The 18,446-nt window shown below is 61.5% G+C and carries 19 protein-coding genes; 5 read left to right on the forward strand and 14 right to left on the reverse strand.

What is annotated here, in order from left to right:
* Positions 1 to 279 precede the first annotated feature (279 nt).
* From GX181_03985 to GX181_04050, 14 genes are all read right to left on the reverse strand, one after another.
* Positions 280 to 1,773, reverse strand: a complete 1,494-nt coding sequence (locus GX181_03985; protein ID NLM71108.1) for a trehalose-6-phosphate synthase — start codon at positions 1,771 to 1,773, stop codon at positions 280 to 282.
* A 6-nt stretch (positions 1,774 to 1,779) separates the two neighbouring features.
* On the reverse strand, positions 1,780 to 2,571 hold the full coding sequence (gene otsB, locus GX181_03990) for a trehalose-phosphatase (GenBank protein ID NLM71109.1): 792 nt from the start codon (positions 2,569 to 2,571) through the stop codon (positions 1,780 to 1,782).
* A complete protein-coding gene (locus GX181_03995) occupies positions 2,562 to 3,800 on the reverse strand; it encodes a glycosyltransferase (protein ID NLM71110.1) in 1,239 nt (412 codons plus the stop codon). Before GX181_03995 ends, otsB begins: the two co-directional genes overlap by 10 nt.
* On the reverse strand, positions 3,784 to 4,485 hold the full coding sequence (locus GX181_04000) for a hypothetical protein (GenBank protein NLM71111.1): 702 nt from the start codon (positions 4,483 to 4,485) through the stop codon (positions 3,784 to 3,786). Before GX181_04000 ends, GX181_03995 begins: the two co-directional genes overlap by 17 nt.
* Positions 4,486 to 4,632: 147 nt before the next feature.
* Positions 4,633 to 5,502, reverse strand: coding sequence for a protein translocase subunit SecF (secF, locus tag GX181_04005; protein NLM71112.1), 870 nt, complete (start codon positions 5,500 to 5,502; stop codon positions 4,633 to 4,635).
* A 19-nt stretch (positions 5,503 to 5,521) separates the two neighbouring features.
* The gene (gene secD / locus GX181_04010) at positions 5,522 to 6,916 is read right to left on the reverse strand and encodes a protein translocase subunit SecD (protein NLM71113.1); all 1,395 of its coding nucleotides are present in this window, start codon (positions 6,914 to 6,916) and stop codon (positions 5,522 to 5,524) included.
* 150 nt (positions 6,917 to 7,066) lie between these two features.
* Positions 7,067 to 7,354 (reverse strand): preprotein translocase subunit YajC, encoded by a 288-nt coding sequence (yajC, locus tag GX181_04015; protein ID NLM71114.1) that lies wholly within the window; start codon positions 7,352 to 7,354, stop codon positions 7,067 to 7,069.
* Positions 7,355 to 7,491: 137 nt separating this feature from the next.
* Positions 7,492 to 8,118 (reverse strand): redox-sensing transcriptional repressor Rex, encoded by a 627-nt coding sequence (locus GX181_04020; GenBank protein ID NLM71115.1) that lies wholly within the window; start codon positions 8,116 to 8,118, stop codon positions 7,492 to 7,494.
* Between the two features lie 64 nt (positions 8,119 to 8,182).
* Positions 8,183 to 8,563, reverse strand: a complete 381-nt coding sequence (locus GX181_04025) for a RidA family protein (GenBank protein ID NLM71116.1) — start codon at positions 8,561 to 8,563, stop codon at positions 8,183 to 8,185.
* Positions 8,564 to 8,592: 29 nt separating this feature from the next.
* Positions 8,593 to 9,879 carry a phosphopyruvate hydratase gene (eno, locus tag GX181_04030; protein NLM71117.1) on the reverse strand — a complete coding sequence of 429 codons (1,287 nt, stop codon included), beginning with the start codon at positions 9,877 to 9,879 and terminating at the stop codon, positions 8,593 to 8,595.
* A 56-nt stretch (positions 9,880 to 9,935) separates the two neighbouring features.
* Positions 9,936 to 10,214, reverse strand: coding sequence for an RNA-binding S4 domain-containing protein (locus tag GX181_04035; protein NLM71118.1), 279 nt, complete (start codon positions 10,212 to 10,214; stop codon positions 9,936 to 9,938).
* Between the two features lie 179 nt (positions 10,215 to 10,393).
* On the reverse strand, positions 10,394 to 10,936 hold the full coding sequence (locus GX181_04040; protein NLM71119.1) for a flavodoxin family protein: 543 nt from the start codon (positions 10,934 to 10,936) through the stop codon (positions 10,394 to 10,396).
* Positions 10,937 to 11,004: 68 nt separating this feature from the next.
* Positions 11,005 to 11,142: a hypothetical protein gene (locus tag GX181_04045; GenBank protein ID NLM71120.1), complete on the reverse strand. Its 138-nt coding sequence runs from the start codon at positions 11,140 to 11,142 to the stop codon at positions 11,005 to 11,007.
* The gene (locus GX181_04050; GenBank protein ID NLM71121.1) at positions 11,143 to 11,289 is read right to left on the reverse strand and encodes a hypothetical protein; all 147 of its coding nucleotides are present in this window, start codon (positions 11,287 to 11,289) and stop codon (positions 11,143 to 11,145) included. It lies immediately after the preceding gene.
* A gap of 281 nt (positions 11,290 to 11,570) precedes the next feature.
* Between GX181_04050 and GX181_04055 the strand changes: the two genes are divergently transcribed.
* The 5 genes from GX181_04055 to GX181_04075 all read left to right on the forward strand — a co-directional run bounded on the left by GX181_04055 (position 11,571) and on the right by GX181_04075 (position 18,444).
* Positions 11,571 to 15,299 (forward strand): response regulator, encoded by a 3,729-nt coding sequence (locus tag GX181_04055; GenBank protein NLM71122.1) that lies wholly within the window; start codon positions 11,571 to 11,573, stop codon positions 15,297 to 15,299.
* A 167-nt stretch (positions 15,300 to 15,466) separates the two neighbouring features.
* A complete protein-coding gene (locus GX181_04060) occupies positions 15,467 to 16,297 on the forward strand; it encodes a hypothetical protein (GenBank protein NLM71123.1) in 831 nt (276 codons plus the stop codon).
* A gap of 3 nt (positions 16,298 to 16,300) precedes the next feature.
* Positions 16,301 to 17,458, forward strand: a complete 1,158-nt coding sequence (locus tag GX181_04065; GenBank protein NLM71124.1) for a hypothetical protein — start codon at positions 16,301 to 16,303, stop codon at positions 17,456 to 17,458.
* Positions 17,442 to 17,936 carry a hypothetical protein gene (locus tag GX181_04070; protein NLM71125.1) on the forward strand — a complete coding sequence of 165 codons (495 nt, stop codon included), beginning with the start codon at positions 17,442 to 17,444 and terminating at the stop codon, positions 17,934 to 17,936. Before GX181_04065 ends, GX181_04070 begins: the two co-directional genes overlap by 17 nt.
* Entirely contained in the window at positions 17,929 to 18,444 is a 516-nt protein-coding gene (locus GX181_04075; GenBank protein ID NLM71126.1) for a hypothetical protein, read from the forward strand. The genes GX181_04070 and GX181_04075 overlap by 8 nt, the downstream gene beginning before the upstream one ends.
* Positions 18,445 to 18,446: the final 2 nt, after the last annotated feature.

Consider the following 18,446-nt stretch of genomic DNA (forward strand, 5'->3'; position numbering starts at 1 on the left):
AAACGAACAACCCATCCGGCCCGCCAACTCCCGCGTGGAGGAGTCGGGCTCGAACAGGCGAAGAGACTCGGAAGGGCACAGGGCCGTCACTTGGCGACACCCGTCGTTGCCGATCCGGTCGCCGAATCGGAATTCTTTGTGGTCTTCACACGTTTCACGCTCCATTTTTCAACCCGAACGTCATGAAACGACCTTTTCGGGAGGAGATTTCTCATTCCAATTTCTTTGGTATTCATTGTAGTCGGAGAAGGTTTAGAAGTAAACCACCGCCGGTGACGGCTACTCTCCGTCGCTCTCGAGCCCGGGCCACATGGCAGAAGCTTCTTCCTCGGGGAACTCGGACAGCTTCTTGCCGACCGAAGCTCGAAGAAAGTCGTCCACCCAGCGAAATACGTCGTTCCTGGCTATGGATTTTCTCAGGCCGCGCATTCGGCGCTTCCTCTCCCCCTCATCCATGGTCAGCCCCTCCACGATCGCCGAGGCTACCGCGTCGACATCGTACGGGTTGACCAGGAGCGCCCCATTCGCGAGCTGAATGGCCGCACCCGCGAACTCGCTGAGGACCAGCACCCCGTCCGCATCGGTCTTGCAGGCGCAGTACTCCTTGCACACGAGGTTCATGCCGTCCTTCAGGGACGTCACCAAGGCCATGTCCGCCCCCCGGTAGAGAGCCGCCAGCTCCTCGCGAGGCACGGTGCCGTAGCGCCAGTGAACCGGGACCCAGCCGGTCGTGGAGTACTCTCCGTTGACCCTGCTTATCAGCAGCTCTATCTCCTGTTTAAGATCCAAATATTCCCCGACGGACTCCCTGCTCGGGACCACCACCTGCATCATGCTGACCCTCCCCCTCTGCTCCGGATGAAGCTGAAGGAAACGCTGAAAACCCCTGAGCCTCTCGGGGATCCCCTTAGAGTAGTCCAGACGGTCGACCCCTAGTATATACCTGTCTGCGGATATCTCCTTCCGGATCTCATGAGAGCGTGAGATGACGCTCTTTGAAGATGCCAGGGCCGAGAAGGAGCGAAAGTCTATGCTTATCGGAACCGCGCCCACCAGGAAGACCTCGTCCTTCTTGCGAACCCGCACCACGTTCCCTCTGCCGGATGCCTTCATTTCCGGGTAGAAGATCTTGAGGCAGTCGAGAAAGTTTCTCCTGTCCCTCATGGTCTGAAAGCCCACGAACGAGTAGTGGGTAAGCTGCGACAGGATTCTCTTTCTCTGCGGCATCTTCATGAAGATGTCCACGTTTGGAAACGGGATGTGCAGGAAGAACGAGGCCTTCAGGCCGGGCCTCCTCGCGCGCAGCATCCCTCCGAGCGGGATGAGGTGATAGTCGTTGACCCAGACGAAGTCGCCCTCCTTCACGTGCCTCAGCAGGACCTTGGAGAACTTCTCGTTGGCGGTCATGTAGCCGTCCCAGTAGGAGGGGTTGAAGTCGCACCTCCCCTGGAGATCGTGAAAAAGAGGCCACAGAACGGAGTTCGAGAACCCGGAGTAGAAGGAGTCCAGGTCCTCCTTGGTGAGATTCACTGGTAGAAGCCTGTAGCCGCTCTCGGCGGACACCCGCCTGAGGATTCCGCTCAGAGCGGAGGGAGACACCTCCTGCAGGGTCCCCGGCCAGCCGGCCCACACGCCTCCCTTGTTCTTCAGCACCGGGCTGAGCGCGTTGACCAGCCCTCCAGACGCGGGCCTCCCCGCGAGTTTTCCCTCCTCGGTCGAAAGGGCGACCGGAAGGCGATTGGATACGATCAACATGCGATCTTTTGGTTTCATAAAAAACTACCCCCGTTCGGCGCCGCTCCTCGTCAGCGCGTACCTCCATAGATGGAGGAAAGCCTCCACGTTGTCCGGGTCGATCCGCAACTCCGCCGCAGTCCCGACCGACCGGCCGGCGACCAGGACACCGAGCCCGCGTCCCCGAAGGACCCTGAACGCGTCCTCGTCCGTGACGTCGTCGCCCAGATAGCAGACCGGAGTGCCTCTTTTTCGCTCCATTAGAATCCGCTCCATCGCCCTGCCCTTCGTGCACCGCGAGAGCCGATATTCGATCCCGCCGTTGAACGGAAGGACCTCCAGTCCCGCCCGCCCCGCCTCCAGGGCCAGATGGGCCGACACTTCGTCGTAGGCGTCCTTCACACTCTCTCTTCCTCGCCAGTGCAGGGCGACCGAGACCGGTTTTCTCTCGACGGCCCCGGTGGGAAATTTTGACAGCTCCCGGGCCATCGACTCCAGGGCGAGAGAGTCCTCCCGAAGAAGGGTCGGCCTCTCCAGCACTCCGTCCACGCCCAGCTTCTCACACCCGTGACACCCCCATACCTCCACGGGAAGATTCAGCAAGGATGCCACCTCCGTTGCCCTTCTGCCGGAGAGGATCACAAGATCGCCCCCCGCGTCCAGGATCGCTCGAAGAGCCCTCCTGACAGGAGGAAGAGGAGTCGCCTCGTCCCTCTCCTTTCTGAACGGTGCCAGGGTGCCGTCATAGTCGCTGACCAGAAGAGGCTTTACACCCTTGAAAGACGAAAAGAAGCGCCCGGTGGCCTCCTCGAAAGAGGATCGGTCCGTCAGATCCATCTCTCCCAATCCCCTCCGGGGGAGTCCAGCGCTATCAGCAGCGAGAGATAGCGCCTGAGTTGACTCGTTATAAGGAAGTTCTCCAGGACGTACTGGCGAGCGTTGGCTCCCATGCGATCCCTCTTCGATCTGTGGGCCAGCAAGTATCTGATTCTCATCGCGGCCCCCTGGGGAGATCGGACGCGGAAGCCGTTGAACCGGTCGATGATCTGAAGCCGGATTCCACCGACATCGCCGCCTATGACGGGCTTCTTCTTCCACAGGGCCTCGGTCACTGTCAGGCCGAACCCCTCCTTGGTGGACTTCTGCATCACCACCGAAGCCCCGGACTGAAGGGCGTTGATCGTCCTGTGAGCGTCCGAGGGGAGCAAGAGCACGTGGACATCCGGGTCCTGCTCCGCGGCGCTCTGCACCTCTGCGAGGACCTCGCCCGACTCGGGATCGTCCGTCGCCCCGCCTCCCGCGAGGACGAGGCGGAGGTCTACATGCTCGCGGGCTATCCTGAAGCTCTCTATGACCCCGAGAGGGTCCTTGAATCTGTCGAAGCGCGACACCTGCAGGACCACCGGCTTGTCCAGGGGCACATCCAGCCTCCTGTAGACCCTGGCGATCTCTCCCCGGGTCAGCTTGACGTTCTTCTCGCTCAGCGGGTCGATGCTCGGAGTGATGAGATGCCGGGGGTGAGGCAGAGGCTGGGCGAAATCGGGCAGAGAGAAGATGGAGGCGTCGTACCCCTCTACCTGCTTTTTCACGAAGCGCCACACGGAGCGGTTCGGAGAGCTGACGTCGATGTGGCAGCGCCATATCCATTTCCCCCTCCTGTTGGGGAGCATCCCCAGCAGAGCGGCTGGTTGAGGATCGTGGATGAAGACATAGTCCGCCTCCTCCAGCAGGCCGCCCAGCCTGCCGGCATTTCGCTTGTTCGCCTCCATGTAGGCCTCCACGTGCCCCTCGGAGAGCCCGCCGGGCATGCCCTGGAGCGAGTTGTGCAGCGTCTTCGTGCAGGCGAAGAAGTCCGGATCCCCGTCTATGACCTCCCACGCAACGTCGAGCCCCAACTCCTTTGAAAGAGGAATCATAGAGGAGAGAATCTCCGCCACCCCTCCTCCCTCCTTGGTGGAGTTCACGTGCACGATCTTCTTTCCCCCGAGCATTTCGGCGATGACTCTCAGACTGTCCATCGCGTGAGAGCCGACCACCCCCGCGTATCTCTCAAGCATGTCGGTCATCGTCTCGCCTCCTGCTCCGCGCGAACCTCTCAAGAATGGCGACCACCTGCGACTTAAGCTCTCCAAGAGAGAAGAGGTAGGAGTCGACCGATTGTAGCGCGCTTCTCAACTTTTTCGTCTCGTCGCCGAATTGCTCCAGCCATAGGGTGAAGTCGTCCTTCCCCTCCTCGGAGCGCCTCCTGCCGTCTATGTAGTGATGGAAGAAGCTCTGCAGGCTGGACGTTTTGACCTCCTTCGGGAAGTCGTCCAGCGAGGAGACCTCCCGCCCCGTGTCGAACATCAGCTTCGTGCAGTCGATGAAGAAGAAATCCCTGTCGCTCTTCTTCCAGCTCATGAAATCATCCCTGTCCAAATGGGCGTCCAGGATGTCCTCCAGAATCTCCCGGACCTCCTCCATGTCCTTGCAGTCCGCCGCGTTGACCGAGCTCAGCTCTTCGGCCAGCTCCACGTCACCCAGCCCGCTATCGGCCCACGTGGCGAAATCATTGTTATACTCCGACTCCGCGATATGAGGGCGCAGCATCCTGCCCCAGAAATGGTAGTATATCGAGCTTGTCGGGATGGTCGACACGGCCGCTCGAAGCTCGCGGAGCGACTGAGCCCGTATCCCGGTGCTGACGGTAAGAAGCGAGCAATCCATGAATCTGAAGGGGACGGGAACGCCCCCGCTGTCTTGTTCCGTCACTCTCTCTCCTCCCCTTGAATAGCCCTCGGCATGTCGAGTATATCACGGACACAAGGCCGTCTATTCCTTTTAATACATACAAAACGAGGCCCGTCCTTAAGGACGGGCCTCTGGCGAACTCCTATTCAAAGCGCAGACTGAGTGCGGCTACGCCCTCTGAGGCGACTTCTCCCACCAGCCGGCGAGCATGCCCGCAACCATGTAGATAGAGCTGTACGTCCCCGCGGTGATGCCTATCAGCAGCGCGAATGAGAAGATGCGCAGGACGTTCCCTCCCCACAGAAAGAGGGCGACCAGAGGTAGCAGGGTGGTCAAGGATGTGTTGATGGTCCGTGAGAGGGTCTCGTTGATCGATTTGTTGAGCAGCGTGATAATTCCGTCGCTCCTCAACGTATTCCAGTTCTCGCGCACCCTGTCCAGCACGACGATCGAATTGTTGATCGAGTAGCCAACAATCGTCAGTATCGCTGCGATGAACGACGAGGAGACCTCCATGCCGGTGAGACTGAATACCCCCAGGGTGATGATAGCGTCGTGCATCAGGGCGAGCACGCTGACCACCGCGAAGCGGAACTGGAAGCGCACGGAGATGTACACCAGTATGCCTGCGAGGGAGAGACCGAGCGCGATCATGGCCTCTTTCCTTAGCTCGGCGCCTACCACCGGGCCCACCTTCTCTATTCCGACCACATGCATATCCGGGTACTTCGCGCGTAGAGCATCCACCACCGCGACCCTGGTCTGATCGTCGCCCACGCCGGTTCGGATTATCACTGCCACATCGCTGTAGGCCTGGATTATGGCCCCATCCTGTCCAATCGACGCAAGGATATTGCGCACTTCGCCCACGGAGACGGCGGCTGGGAACTCGACTTGCACCACGTTGCCGCCGGTGAAGTCTATCCCGAGGTTCAGCCCCCTGAAGAGGAGCAGCCCGAAGCTCGCCAGGACGCAGATAAGGCTGAACAGCAACGTAGCCTTGCGGTACTTCATGAAATCAATGTAAAAACCTTTCATAACCAGCTCTCCACCTCTCTCAGGAACGGGACGCCGCGGACTTCGCGGTGCGAGCGCTCATAAACAGCTGCAGTATTGTGCGGGTTACGACCACGTTGCAGAAGACGCTGGCGACTATTCCCACGCTCAAAGTCGCGGCGAAGCCCCTTACCGGGCCGCTGCCGAAGTAAAATAGCACGGCTGCTGCGATAAGGGTGGTGATGTTCGCGTCGAGTATGGTGGTCAGGGCCTTCTTGAAGCCGGCGTCCACCGCGGCCAGCGGAGTCTTGCCCGCGCGCTGCTCCTCCTTCATGCGCTCGTAGATGAGGACGTTGCCGTCCACCGCCATGCCGATCGTGAGCACGATTCCCGCTATGCCTGGAAGGGTGAGGGTGGCCTTCAGGGTGATCAGTCCCGCGAATACCAGCAGGATGGTCAAGATAAGAGCCGCGTCGGCCGCGAGCCCCAGGAAGCGATAGTAGATCAGCATGAATAGAAAGACAAGGGCCGCTCCAACAAGCCCCGCCTGCATCCCCGCCCTGATGGAGTCCTCACCCAGGCTGGGTCCTACCGACCTGTTCTCTATGATGTCCACCGCTACGGGAAGAGCTCCGGCGCGCAGCATTATGGAGAGCCGCGAGGCCTCGGCGGCTGAGAAGCGCCCCGAGATCTGCGCGTTTCCGCCCGTGATCCTTTCCTGGACGACGGGGGCGGATATGACCGTCCCGTCGAGAACTATTGCGAGCTGCCTGCCTACGTTGGCCAAGGTCGCCGCATCAAACAGCTTCGCCCCCTCGGAGTTGAAGGACAGGGCCACCACCGGGCGTCCCAGGTGATCGTACTGAGGCTTGGCGTCGATCAGGTCCTTGCCGCCGACGAGCACCGGGCCAAGCAGGTAGAACCTGCCCTCTTCCGACTTGGCCACCACCCCTCCGTCGACCGATGCGGACTGGCGCTCGAGCTCCTCCTTCTGGGCGTCGATCGCCTTCACTGCCTCGTTCCATCGCGACTGTGCCCGCTCGAACTCCGCGTCCGAGTCGTAGTTCTGCCTTTCCGCAGCGGGAGGAACGGGCGATGTCGATGTCACAACGGCCCTGAACTCCAAGAGTGCGGTCTTGCCTATCAGCTCCAGGGCCGCGTCCGGGTCTTGAACCCCAGGGAGGTCCACTATTATCCTGTCCGCTCCCTCCCTCTGTATCACCGGCTCAGCGACTCCGAACTGGTCCACTCGGTTCCTGAGCACGGCAAGAAGGCGCTCCAGGCTGTCTTCCGACACCTTGCTGTCCGCCGTATCCTTCGCCTGGAGCACTATATGAGCTCCGCCCTTCAGGTCAAGCCCGAGGTTGATCCTTCCCCTTATCGGAAAGACCATGAAAAGGGCCGCAAGCGTCACCACGACGATCAACACCAGTCGCCAGCGGTCTCGTCTCAACATATGTTATTCCCTCCGTTGCTTTCGCAAATTGATGACACGTAAACCCGCATGAGGAGCGCGCTGCAAACGGCAAACCGCAGAACAGAGGCGGGTAAAACACCGGGCGGTCGCGCCGAGCGAGAAGCACCCGGCGCAAAAGCCCGGATACGCCTACTCCTCTTTGCCCCCGGGCTCCTCCTTCTGGGCCGGGGCCGCCGAGGCCTTCTTCGAGGCCACAGCCGACTTGAGTATCCTTACCCTCACCCCGTCGGCTATCTCCAGGACGAGGTTGTCGTCCCTTACTTCCCGGATTGTCCCGTAGAAACCGCCTATGGTGACTATCTGGTCCCCCCTGACAAGGGAGGCGAGCAGGTCGTCCTGCGCCTTCTGCCTCTTCCTCTGCGGCCTGATGATGAAAAAGTAGAAGATGACGATGAATAACGCAAGGGGGAATAGCATCCCCATAAGGCTACCCTGTCCGCCCGCGCCGCCCGCCGCCTGTCCGCACTGTTGTTCCAAAAAAAACGCCTCCTTCAAAATTCGGCAACGGCCGGGCGCCTCAAGTCGAGCCAGGAGCCCGGCTGTACCGATAGTCTCTATTGATCCTTGAGCTTGAGATAAAAGAGAAGCTTCTCCAGCTCGACTGATATGTCCACGCTGTAAAGCAGCACGCCCTCGGGGACCATCAGGTTGACCGGCGAAAAGTTCAGTATACCCCTGACGCACCCCGACTCGACCGCCCTGTCGACGACATACTGGGCCGCACCGGACGGAACGGAGACGATCAGGACCTTTATCTCCTTCTCGCGCATTATCCGGGGAGCGTCCTCGATCGAATAGCACGGGACGCCCCGTATTGCCGAGCCGACCTTGTCCGGATCCACGTCGAAGAGGGCCTTGATATGGAACTTCTCGCTTCTGAAGCCGCCGTAGCCCAGCAGGGCCTCCCCCAGCCTGCCTACACCAGCGAGGGCTATGGACCATGTGCCGGGAGACGACAGTATGGCGTCCACGTGCCTGAACAGCCTGTCGACATGGTACCCGACGCCGCGCCTGCCTATCTCCCCGAAGTAAGAGAGGTCCTTTCTGACCTGGCTCGCCTTGAAGGAGAGCATCTTACCGATCTCCTTAGACGAGATGACCTTTCTACCCTCGGCGGCCACTCGCTCGAGAAGGCGGTGGTACTGGACGAGGCGCTCCACCGTGGGCTCGGAAATCTTCAAATCCTTCATTTACGCGTACCCTTGAGGGTCAAAGGGCCTGAAACGCCGCCTTCCGACGGCGACGTCATTCTTTCCAGGCTATGACTTCGATCTCCACCAGCGCTCCCCTGGGGAGGGCGCTCACCTCTACGAACGAACGGGCCGGGGGCTCCTTCTCGAAGAACTTGGCGTAAACGCCGTTGACGGCCGCGAAGTCCCCCATGCTGGTCGCGAAGACCGTGGCCTTGACGACGTCGGTCAGAGAATATCCGGCGCCCTCGAGGACAGCCTGCACGTTCTTCAGCACCTGCTCCGCCTGCTCGGTCACCCCGCCGGGGACGAACTCCCCGGTCTTCGCATCCATAGGGAGCTGCCCGGAGCAGAACAGAAACGAACCGGCTTTTATCGCCTGGCTGTACGGCCCGACCGCTGCGGGCGCGTTCTCCGTGGAAATGATCTTTTTCATCGTACCTGCCTCCTTGTTATGGATTACCCCTATCTCGCAGGGCTTCCCCTGAACTGCGACAGCCCCGCGTAAGGGGCCGCAGCGCCCAGCCGTTCTGCTATCCGAAGCAGCTGGTTGTACTTCGCCACCCTGTCTATCCTGGCGGGGGCCCCCGTCTTGATCTGGCCCGCCCCCGTGGCCACCGCAAGGTCGCTGATGAAGGAGTCGTCCGTCTCGCCCGAGCGGTGCGAGATGACGGTCGCGTAGCCGTGCCGTTTTGCCATCGCTATCACGCCCAGCGTCTCCGACAGGGAGCCAATCTGGTTCAGCTTGATGAGGATCGAATTGGCCACTCCATCCCTTATACCCCTTGCGAGCTTCAGCGGGTTGGTGACGAAGAGGTCGTCGCCGACGATCTGGATCTTCGAGCCGAGCCGCTCGGTCATAAGGGACCAGCCGGCCCAGTCGTCCTCGGCCATGCCGTCCTCGATCGACAGGATCGGGTAGTCCTTGCAGAGCTGCTCGTAGTAGCCGACCATCTCCTCCGGGGAGAAAGCCCTGTCCTCGCCCGCAAAGTGGTACTTGCCGTCCTTGAACAGCTCTGTCGCCGCGACGTCGAGCGCTATGGAGAACTGCTCGCGGGGCTTGTAGCCGGCCTTCTCCACCGCCTCCAGGATCAGGTCGATCGCTTCGCGGTTGCTCTTGAGGTCGGGTGCGAAGCCGCCTTCGTCCCCTATAGCCGTGCTGTAACCGCGGCTCAACATGGACTTCTTAAGAGTGTGATAGACCTCTACGCCCATCCGGAGAGCCTCGGCGAAGGAGTCCGCGCCGTGAGGCACGATCATGAACTCCTGGATATCGACGTTGTTGTCGGCGTGCGCTCCACCGTTTACTACGTTCATCATCGGCGTCGGAAGGGAGAAGGGCCCCAGCCCGCCTATCCACGACGCCAATGGTACGTCGTGATCCTCCGCCGCCGCCCTGGCCGCCGCCAGCGACACACCGAGGATGGCGTTCGCGCCGAGGAATTCCTTGTTCGTCGTGCCGTCCAGATCGATCATGAGGCGATCCAGCCCCGCCTGGTCGTCCGCGTCGAAGCCCATCACCTCGGGCGCTATCCTCTCGTTGACGTTCTCTACTGCCTTCAGCACTCCCTTGCCCAGGTAGCGGTCCCCGCCGTCGCGCAACTCGAGGGCCTCGTAAGTCCCCGTCGACGCCCCGGATGGCACCGAGGCCCTGCCCGTGGCACCGCTGTCCAGCCAGACCTCGACCTCGATCGTCGGGTTGCCCCTGGAGTCGATTATCTCCCGTCCATGAACTCCTATTATACAACTCATCCTTTTCAGCTCCTCTTCATTAATCCGAAGCGCCTGAAGCCGGTGCCGCCGCAGCCTTACCAGGGCTTCTCCGCAGGGTTCACCCTCTTCTCCTCTATCAGCGCCCACGTCTCGCCGGGCGGCATCCTCTTCATCGCGGCCTCGTCCGCGCACAGCACCTCGAGCGACAGAAGCCGCGTCGGGTAGGCTATCTCCACCCGGTCGCCACGCCGAACCTCCGCCGCGGGCTTGCATTCCCTGCCGTTGAGTCGGACCGCGCCGATGCTGACCATCTCCTGAGCGACAGTCCTTCTCTTCACCAGCCTGGAGAGCTTCAGAAATTTGTCCAGTCTCATCCGGATAGTTCCTCCGTACACAAGGCTGTTGGAAAGTATATCAAAAAACGGCCGGGCATTTCAATTCTTTCACAAAGTCGATCGGTTTGACCGGCGGCGTCCGCTAGCGCAAACCTCGCAACGAAAAAGCGGGCCTGTCAGGCCCGCGCCTTGTCCTCCCAAGAGCACCGCGCAAGATGTCAGACCCCCGCGCCCATCCGAAAGGCCCGGTCCAGCGCCTCCCTGTTCTCCCTCACTGGCCCGGATCCGGAGCAGACCCCGAGGCTCCCGGCGAAGTCCAACCGCAGGTAGGAGCATATCTCCCTGAAGGAGCTCTCCGCGATGGCGAAACCGCTGTTCGGGTCCTCGTCCATGTAGGTAGACAGAAGGTAGAACTTCTTTCCGTTCAGCATCCTGTAGTCAAGCGCGTAGATCCTGTCCTGGAAGACCTTCGTCTGGGCCGGCATAGTCCACCAGTAGACGGGGAAGGCTTGGACGATCGCGTCCGCTGCCAGTATGTCCCGGTACAGCTCCGTCATGTCGTCGTCGTGGACGCACTTTCCTGTGCCTATGCCGTCTTTTTTGCAGTAGCCGCAGGCATTGCACCAGGTTATATTCTTCTCGTGGAGCCAGACCTTTTTGGTCGAGAGCCCCTTCGATTCGGCCCCCTCGATGAAGGAGTCAAGCAGGGACGCCGTGTTTCCATCCTTCCTGGGGCTTCCAAGCAGTGCGAGACAGTTCATGAGTCAACCTCCTGTTCATAGATGCCGCGGGCCGGGGCCAGTCGACGCCGGCTCCGGTGGTTTGCCGGTCAGGCCTTGCGGCGGCCCCGGGGCCATCTGCCCTTGTGCTGGTAGTAGAACTCGCTCAACGAACCCAGCGTGTCCTCGTCCAGCAGCTCCTTTCGCACGCCCTGAACCGCGCCCTCCAGCGCGGAAAGCCTGGACATTCAGGCGGAAGGGTCGCGTTCGAGGATGCGACGCCAAGCCTCGCGGCTTCCGACCCTCCTGAACTCCTCCTCCGTGATTATCCCCGCGTCCGATAGCTGCGACTCGAGCTTCGGGCCTATGTTCGGCAGCTTCGACAGTTCGCCCACCGTCCTCACACTCCCTTCACGGCCGAAAACGCGGCCGATTTTCAGTGCCGAACCCATTATAGCAAAGCGCAACGCCTGCGGCGGTGAGATTCCTCTCTTTCGCTCGGGATGACATGAGCAGGCGATAAGTCACCTGCTACCAAATCGTGCAAAAGATGCGGATCCAGTGTAATATTGAACTGTTGAACATGTGTACCTCCGGACGACCGCGTCGCCTCCCGGGCGCGCAGCGAACCGGACTTGGACTATTGAATTGGCTCCGTGCAAGGGGGTGCGGTGTTATGTCCAATAAGAAAAACGGGCTTGCCGTGTGGTTCTCCAGCGGCCTTTTCTCAAAACTTTCCGGGCTCTTGATCATTCTCGGACTGGCGGCCGCTTTGCTCCTCATACTGGAGACCTCCTACAAGGAGGAGGCACGGTTGAAGAGAGAGCTTGCCGACTGGAGCGCGAGGCTCGCGGAAGGGATGGGAGAAAGGCCCCCATCATGCGGAGACGATTTTGAGAGGGGACAGATCAGGGTGCACTTTTCGGCACTGAAGCTGATCTATCCGGTCCTTAGGGCTCTTCGCTTCGTGGAGGTGGACCAAGAGGGGATCCCAATGATACGTATGTGCTCCGAGACAGACGACAAGAGCGATCCTCCGCTGTACCGCCCCCTGCCCGAGGATCTGCGCTCGACGGCGCTCGGCGCGGCTGAGGAACGCAAGGCGGTCGTCGCGATGCCTTACGGCGCAAGGGAAGACGAGGGCATCGCGGTCTTTGCGCCGCTGGGAAGTGGTCGTCAATCCGGCCCGGAGGCCCTCCTCTGGCTTGAGTTGGACCACTCCCTGCTCTCGCGCAGGGTCTGGAGGGCCCTCCAACTGCCCGTGGCGGCGGTGGCGGCCCTGTGCCTGCTGGCGATCGCAGGTACGATCGTCATCCGGAGGCGCGCTGCCCGTTCCGAGGAGAGAGAAGGAGGGGGGGTAAGGGCGGAGGCCGTGATAGCAGCCTTGGCGTGCGCGATCGTCGTTCTCGCCTTCTTCCTCTCCCACTGCCGTCAATCGGCCGCGGAGTCCGACCTCATTTTCCACAGGCTCGCGGAAAGAAGGGTTAACCACGTTTCACGCCTTATGAGAAACGTCAGCCAGATGAAACTCGAGACCCTGGCGTCCTTCATAGAGACTTTGGACGAGGTGGGCAAGAGGGAATTCGGGGCCTTTTCGGCATTCCTTGCCGACGATCCTCTGGTGAGCCGTTGGGAATGGGTGGTCGCCGTGCAGGATCACGAGCGAGAGCAATTCGAGGAGAAAATGAGATCCACCTGGGATCACGGCTTTGCCATCTGGCAGGGGAAAGACGGGGGCGACAGGATCGTGGCGGGCGAGAGGGACGACTACTACGTGGTGACCCTCGTGTCCCCCCCTAAGGCGGGAGAGGTCGTCCTCGGCTACGATATGGGGTCGGAGCCCGTCCGCAGAAGAGCGATCGAGGAGAGCGCGGCGACTGGAAGGGCCATTGCCACCGACCCTGTGACCCTGATCCAGGACGCCCCCGAAGAGAAGGGCTTCCTCGTCCTGAGGCCGGTTTATCTCTCCCCGGGAGGGAGGATCAGGGGTTTCGCCCTGGCGAGGCTGGCCTTTGGCGACCTCCTGTCCTACTCGGGCGAGATGTCGGGCGACGACGACGTGGATATTTCAATCACGGAGATCTTCCTGGCGAGGGGCGATGAGCCGCCGGAGCTCCTGGCATGTTCCTCGCCCGGGCACGATTGCCACGGGGAGGGAGCCCCCCTGAAAAGCGAGAACACCTTCGTCTTTCCCTTGCTCGTCTTCGGGAAGGTCATCCTGGTGGTCGTTCACAAGGGCGCTTTATTCGACGTTGTCTATCCGCAGGATCTCGGCATGGGCATCCTAGTGGTGGGGCTCCTGCTGACCTTCGCCGTGTTCTTCCTGGTCTCCGTCCTGGCAGGCAGAGAGGAGGAGCTGGAGATGCTGGTGAGAGAGAGGACAAGGACTCTCATGGATAGCGAGAGGATGCTGAAGGAGGCCCAGGAGATCGCCCGCCTGGGAAGCTGGATTCTCGACCTGCCATCCGGCGTGCTGACATGGTCCGACCAGGTCTACAGCCTTTTCGGGCTCCCGGTCGGCTCTCCTCAGACCTACGAGGCTTTTCTGGACGCCGTGCACCCGGACGACAGGGGGGCGCTGGACGCCGCCTACTCCTCCTCCGTGGCGGATGGACTGGACGGGTACGAGTTCGAGCACAGGGTGATCAACGCCGAGACGGGGGAAACCCTTCACCTCCATGAGCTTTGCAGACACTACAGGGACGATGAGGGCAGGGTTGTCCGTTCGGTCGGCATGGTCCACGACATAACTGATCGAAAGCTCTCCGAGATGGCCCTGGAGAGGGCGGGGGAAGAGCTGGAGGCGGCAAACGTGTCGCTGGAGAGGGCCCTCGACGAGTCGCGGGAGATGACGCAGAGGGCGGAGGCGGCCAACATAGCCAAGGGGCAGTTTCTGGCGAACGTCAGCCACGAGATACGCACACCCCTGAACGGAGTGATAGGCATGGCGGAGATACTGGAGGGCTCCCCCCTCACCGAAGAACAGAGGGAGTACGTGGCCCTTCTCAAATCCAGCGGCAGGCACTTGCTCGCTCTCATAAACGACGTGCTCGACTTCTCCAAGCTGGAGGCGGGAAGGCTGGAGGTGAGCGAGGAGGAGTTCGACCTCCGCGAGTTCCTGGACGAGATATTCGCCTTCGGCGCGGCGCGAGCCTCGGTGAAGGGATTGAGGTTCGACGGGACCTTCTCGCCATCCGTGCCGTCGTGCGTCCGAGGGGACAGGTTCAGGATCAGGCAGATACTGACCAACCTGCTCGACAACGCGGTAAAGTTCACCGCCGAGGGTCGGATCGCCGTGACCGCGGAGGCCGAAGGAGCGGACGAAGAGGGACACCTGGCCGTCCGCTTCTCCGTGGCGGACACGGGCATCGGTGTACCCGACGAGGTTCAAAACCTGCTGTTCGCCGAGTTCTCACAGGCCGACCCCACCCTGACCAGGCGTCACGGAGGCACGGGGCTGGGCCTGGCCATCTCCAAGGAGCTGGCGGAGCTGATGGGAGGAGAGATCGGACTGTCGAGTCCGTCGGGCCTGGAGGGAGGGGGCCCCGGTACTCTGTTCTGGTTCACCGTCAAAGTGTCCGCGATCTCATGCCTGGAGGAGGCGGACACGGGCGTCGCGGACGCCGAGGCCTCGGGCGGCGCTCGACTGGAGGGATTGAAGGTACTGGTGGCGGAGGACAACTCGATAAACAGAAGGGTGATAGCTGCCATGCTGTCCGGGGCAGGGATCGAGACCGACCTGGTCGAGGACGGCGCCCAGGCGGTGGCCGCACTTGAAATGGGCGGTTACGACGCCGTCCTGATGGACGTGCAGATGCCGGTGATGGACGGGCTCGAGGCGACTCGCGAGATCAGGCTGAGGGAGAGCAGGAGAGTCCAACCCCCGATACCGGTGATCGCCCTTACGGCTCACGCGATGTCGGGGGACAGGGAGAGATGCATGGAGGCAGGCATGAACGAGTACGTGTCAAAGCCCATTGAGAAGAGGGTTCTTCTGGATACTATTTTCAGGACGGTTGCGGACGGCTCGCCCCGGACTTCCGACCCGGCGAAGGCGACGGACGAAAGGCCCGCCGTCTTCGACTCGGCTTATCTACTGAAGAGCCTCGAGGGAGATAAAGAGGCCGTTGCGGAGATACTTGCCGATTTCTCCGGCAGTCTGTCCGGCACATTGGCGGATATGAGAGAGAGAGCCGAGGCGGGGGACGCCGACGGCGCAGCCGGGCACGCGCACACGTTGAAGGGCGCCGCGGGGGGCGTGGGGGGCGCTGAGGTGAGGGAACTCGCCTCGCGGGCGGAGAGTGCCGGCAGGGAGGGGGACCTGGAGTCGCTTATCGCGATGCTGCCGGATCTGGAGCGGGCCTTCGCCGATCTCGACGAGGCGATAGACGGCTACCTCCGTTGATGGTGCGCTGTGCAAAAGGTATGACTTTGGTGTATTATCCGATAGGATCTTTTATCACCGAACAGGGGACTTGGATCACGTTTATCCGCCCTGTTGGTCACGGGAGTCTCCGGGGCAATCGCACGCTCCGCGACTGGTACAACAAAAATCAAGAGGGGGTTGAGGGTATGAAGCGTCTGCTTGTTTTCTTGCTGATGGCGTTGATGGTTATTCCGTGCGGCTCGGCGTCTGCGATCGAAGTGGAGGTGGAGCTGCACCCGATCACCACGCAGAAGGAGAAGGGGCTTATCGACTGGACCCAAAACTACATCGAGGCCACCGGAATGGCTGTGGCGCCCAAGGGGAAGCAGGGGGCCCAGGCGAAGGCGCTGGCTCGCAGGGGCGCGATAGTCGATCTTCAGCGGAACCTACTGGAGTTCATGGGCGGAGTCCAGGTCGACGCCAGGACTACGATGGACGACTTCATGGCGGAGGATATGGTCCGGTCCGAGGTTCACGGGGTCATCAAGAACGTGGAGCTGCTCAAGGGGGAGTGGGACGGCGAGGCGTACACGGTCACAGGCAGGATCAAGCTGGCCGAGGTGCGCTCCATCGTCTGCCCGAGGGTCCCGGTGGACAAAGTAATAATCGAGACCGAGAAGAAGGCGCCGCCGCCCAAGACCTCCGGCAGATACACGGGACTCGTCATAGACTTGAGGCACCTTCCCCTGATTCCGTCGGTGACGTTCCGGGTGTTCGACGAGTCCGGCAGGGCGGTCTACGGGGTCGAGTTCACCGAGCAGAAGTGGTTGCTCCAGTCGGGGATCTGCTCTTACTACAACAACATCAACTACGCGCAGGGAGAGCTGCGGGTCGCGCCCAACCCGATCAAGACCAAGGCCGTCCGCCTCTCGACGGGGAACGTCGACATAGTCATCCCGAATTCGGCGGCGGCCATGGTAAGGGGCAGCTCCTACGACTTCCGCAAAGAGTGCAAAGTGCTGCTGGTCGTCAAATAGGACATGCGCGTATTCAGACTGCTGCTCGTAGCGATTCTGCTCGTCCTGTCAGCGCTCCCGGCGATCCCCGCGAGGGCGCAGGCCGAGGGCGAGCTCATCAAGGTCGAGGCGGAGGGTTTCGCCCCGATAAAGGGCGGCGACAAGAGTGGCGCCAGGGAGGCGGCCAAGCGCTCCGCCTACAGGGACGCGCTGGAGAAGGCCCTCGGCGCTCATGTGACCGGCATCACCGAGATGAGGGACTTCGAGGTCGTCAAGGACAAGGTCTTCTCCCAGACCACGGGGCTGGTGAAGCAGTTCGACATAGTAAGGGAGAAGGTTGGAGACGACGGTATTTTGCACATAACCGCGATCTGCCATGTGGCGCGGGTGGCGCTGGACGGAGTGTTGGGCCCTGCGGTGCTGGACGCGCTCGGCAACCCCAGGGTCATGGTGCTGCTCGACGAGAGGATAGAGGACAAGCCGTCCTTCCTCTCGACCGCGGAGAGCGAGGTGATGCGCGTTTTCGAGAAGGCCGGGTACCTGCTGGTCGACTCGACCCAGGCGGTATTGCTGAAGAATATCGACCTTGGCGCGGCCATAGCGAGCGGCGACCCGGAGTTCTTCCGCCAGCTCGCGCGCGACTTCCAGGCGGACGTGCTGATCTACGGGAAGGCCTACGCCAGCTCCTTCGCCAACCAGATGATCAGCGGGGTTAGGATATACGGCGTGCGCAGCACGGTGCAGCTCAAGGCCGTGCTGGCGAACACGGCCTACCAGCTGGGGTCCGACGCGGTCGAGGAGAAAACCAAGGGAGTGTCCGTCGAGGACGGCGCGATCAAGGGATTGCAGCCCGCCGCGGGCAAAGCAAGCAAATCCATAGTGCACAAGATAGCCTACGCCCTGGTGTCCGGATCGGCCGGGGGCATTCCCGGCAGGACGGTCAAGGTGAAGATCTCGAACCTCACCTTTAGGGACGCGAAGGCGCTGAAGGAGAGCCTGCAGGACATCGACGGGGTGACGGGGGTATACCAGAGGCTGTTCAGGGAGAGGCGGCTTGAGCTCGACGTCGTGTCCGAGTTCACTTCGGAGGAGATAGCGTCGATTCTGTCGGACTTCGGGTACGACATCGAGGACCTGTCGTCCGCGACGGTGGAGGGAGTGCTTAATGAGAAGTCGGAGTAGGAACGCGTCGGGCTCCCTGCGGGTTTTGATGATAGTCTGCGTCCTGACGACCGTCGCAGGAATGCTTGCGGCGGCGGGGACCGCGCTCTTTTCAGGAGAGACGGAGAAGCAGGAGGACTCCCCGATCGTCGTGGAGATAGATCTTGAGACACGACCAGACCCGGATCTGCCGGAGACACTGCGCTCCGGTCGGCTCCTCGTCGAATCGGGGCTGGCTACAGCGGACGGAGTGGGACGAATCCACGAGGACACCGCGCAGGGGAGACTGCTGGCACGCAGGGCGGCCCTGACGGACGCGCGGAGAAACCTGCTGCTGCTGCGGCAGAAAATAGTTGAGGGGAAGTTCGACCCGAGTTCTGTATCGGGAAGGATCGCCGAGGTGCGGATTCACTCGGAGAAAACGGAGGGAGACCTGTACTTTCTGAAGGTCGATGTTCCGTTGGACAGGCTTATGAAGGGGGATGTTCCGGTTGAATAGGTTTACCAGGTTCTGCGCGCTCGCGTGCCTCGCCGTCCTGTTCTGCCTTGCAACGAGCGGTCACGCGGCGCTGCCAAGCGGCTCCATAGCCGTGCTGACGAAAGGCCCGTCCGCCCAGCACACCGCGTCGGTGGCCTCCATCCTGACCAGCGAGCTGATCGCCAAGGGGCACAAGGTGGTCGACCCCAAGCGGCTGGAGCAGATACGCCGCAACAAGGCCGCCGCGCTCGCGCTGGAGGGGAATGTGGACGCGATAATGAAGCTGAGCAAGCAGTACGGTTTCAGCACGATGATCACGGCCCGGCTCCAGGCGGGCAAGCCTGTGCTGAACGAATTTCAGCTCTATACGGGGACGTCGTCGATAGCGGTCATGGCGACGACCTCGGGCGGACAGGTGATATACGCGGACACGGTGATGGGCAAGCAGGTCGGCTACACGCCGGACGAGGCCGCTCAGAAGTCGATAGAGGCCGCCGCGAAGCTCGCGGTGCAGAAGATGCTCCAGTAGGC

The sequence above is a fragment of the Synergistaceae bacterium genome (genome assembly GCA_012521675.1).
Classification (GTDB): domain Bacteria; phylum Synergistota; class Synergistia; order Synergistales; family Aminobacteriaceae; genus JAAYLU01.

Excerpts from the sequence above, each read along its gene's own strand:
- GX181_04070 (NLM71125.1), top strand. The coding sequence starts at position 17,442 with ATGAGAAGTCGGAGTAGGAACGCGTCGGGCTCCCTGCGGGTTTTGATG.
- eno (NLM71117.1), bottom strand. The coding sequence starts at position 9,879 with ATGAGTTGTATAATAGGAGTTCATGGACGGGAGATAATCGACTCCAGG.
- GX181_04045 (NLM71120.1), bottom strand. The coding sequence starts at position 11,142 with ATGTCCAGGCTTTCCGCGCTGGAGGGCGCGGTTCAGGGCGTGCGAAAG.
- GX181_04065 (NLM71124.1), top strand. The coding sequence starts at position 16,301 with ATGCGCGTATTCAGACTGCTGCTCGTAGCGATTCTGCTCGTCCTGTCA.
- GX181_03985 (NLM71108.1), bottom strand. The coding sequence starts at position 1,773 with ATGAAACCAAAAGATCGCATGTTGATCGTATCCAATCGCCTTCCGGTC.
- GX181_04060 (NLM71123.1), top strand. The coding sequence starts at position 15,467 with ATGAAGCGTCTGCTTGTTTTCTTGCTGATGGCGTTGATGGTTATTCCG.
- GX181_04040 (NLM71119.1), bottom strand. The coding sequence starts at position 10,936 with ATGAACTGTCTCGCACTGCTTGGAAGCCCCAGGAAGGATGGAAACACG.
- secF (NLM71112.1), bottom strand. The coding sequence starts at position 5,502 with ATGAAAGGTTTTTACATTGATTTCATGAAGTACCGCAAGGCTACGTTG.
- otsB (NLM71109.1), bottom strand. The coding sequence starts at position 2,571 with ATGGATCTGACGGACCGATCCTCTTTCGAGGAGGCCACCGGGCGCTTC.
- GX181_04025 (NLM71116.1), bottom strand. The coding sequence starts at position 8,563 with ATGAAAAAGATCATTTCCACGGAGAACGCGCCCGCAGCGGTCGGGCCG.
- secD (NLM71113.1), bottom strand. The coding sequence starts at position 6,916 with ATGTTGAGACGAGACCGCTGGCGACTGGTGTTGATCGTCGTGGTGACG.
- GX181_04035 (NLM71118.1), bottom strand. The coding sequence starts at position 10,214 with ATGAGACTGGACAAATTTCTGAAGCTCTCCAGGCTGGTGAAGAGAAGG.
- GX181_03995 (NLM71110.1), bottom strand. The coding sequence starts at position 3,800 with ATGACCGACATGCTTGAGAGATACGCGGGGGTGGTCGGCTCTCACGCG.
- yajC (NLM71114.1), bottom strand. The coding sequence starts at position 7,354 with ATGCTATTCCCCCTTGCGTTATTCATCGTCATCTTCTACTTTTTCATC.
- GX181_04055 (NLM71122.1), top strand. The coding sequence starts at position 11,571 with ATGTCCAATAAGAAAAACGGGCTTGCCGTGTGGTTCTCCAGCGGCCTT.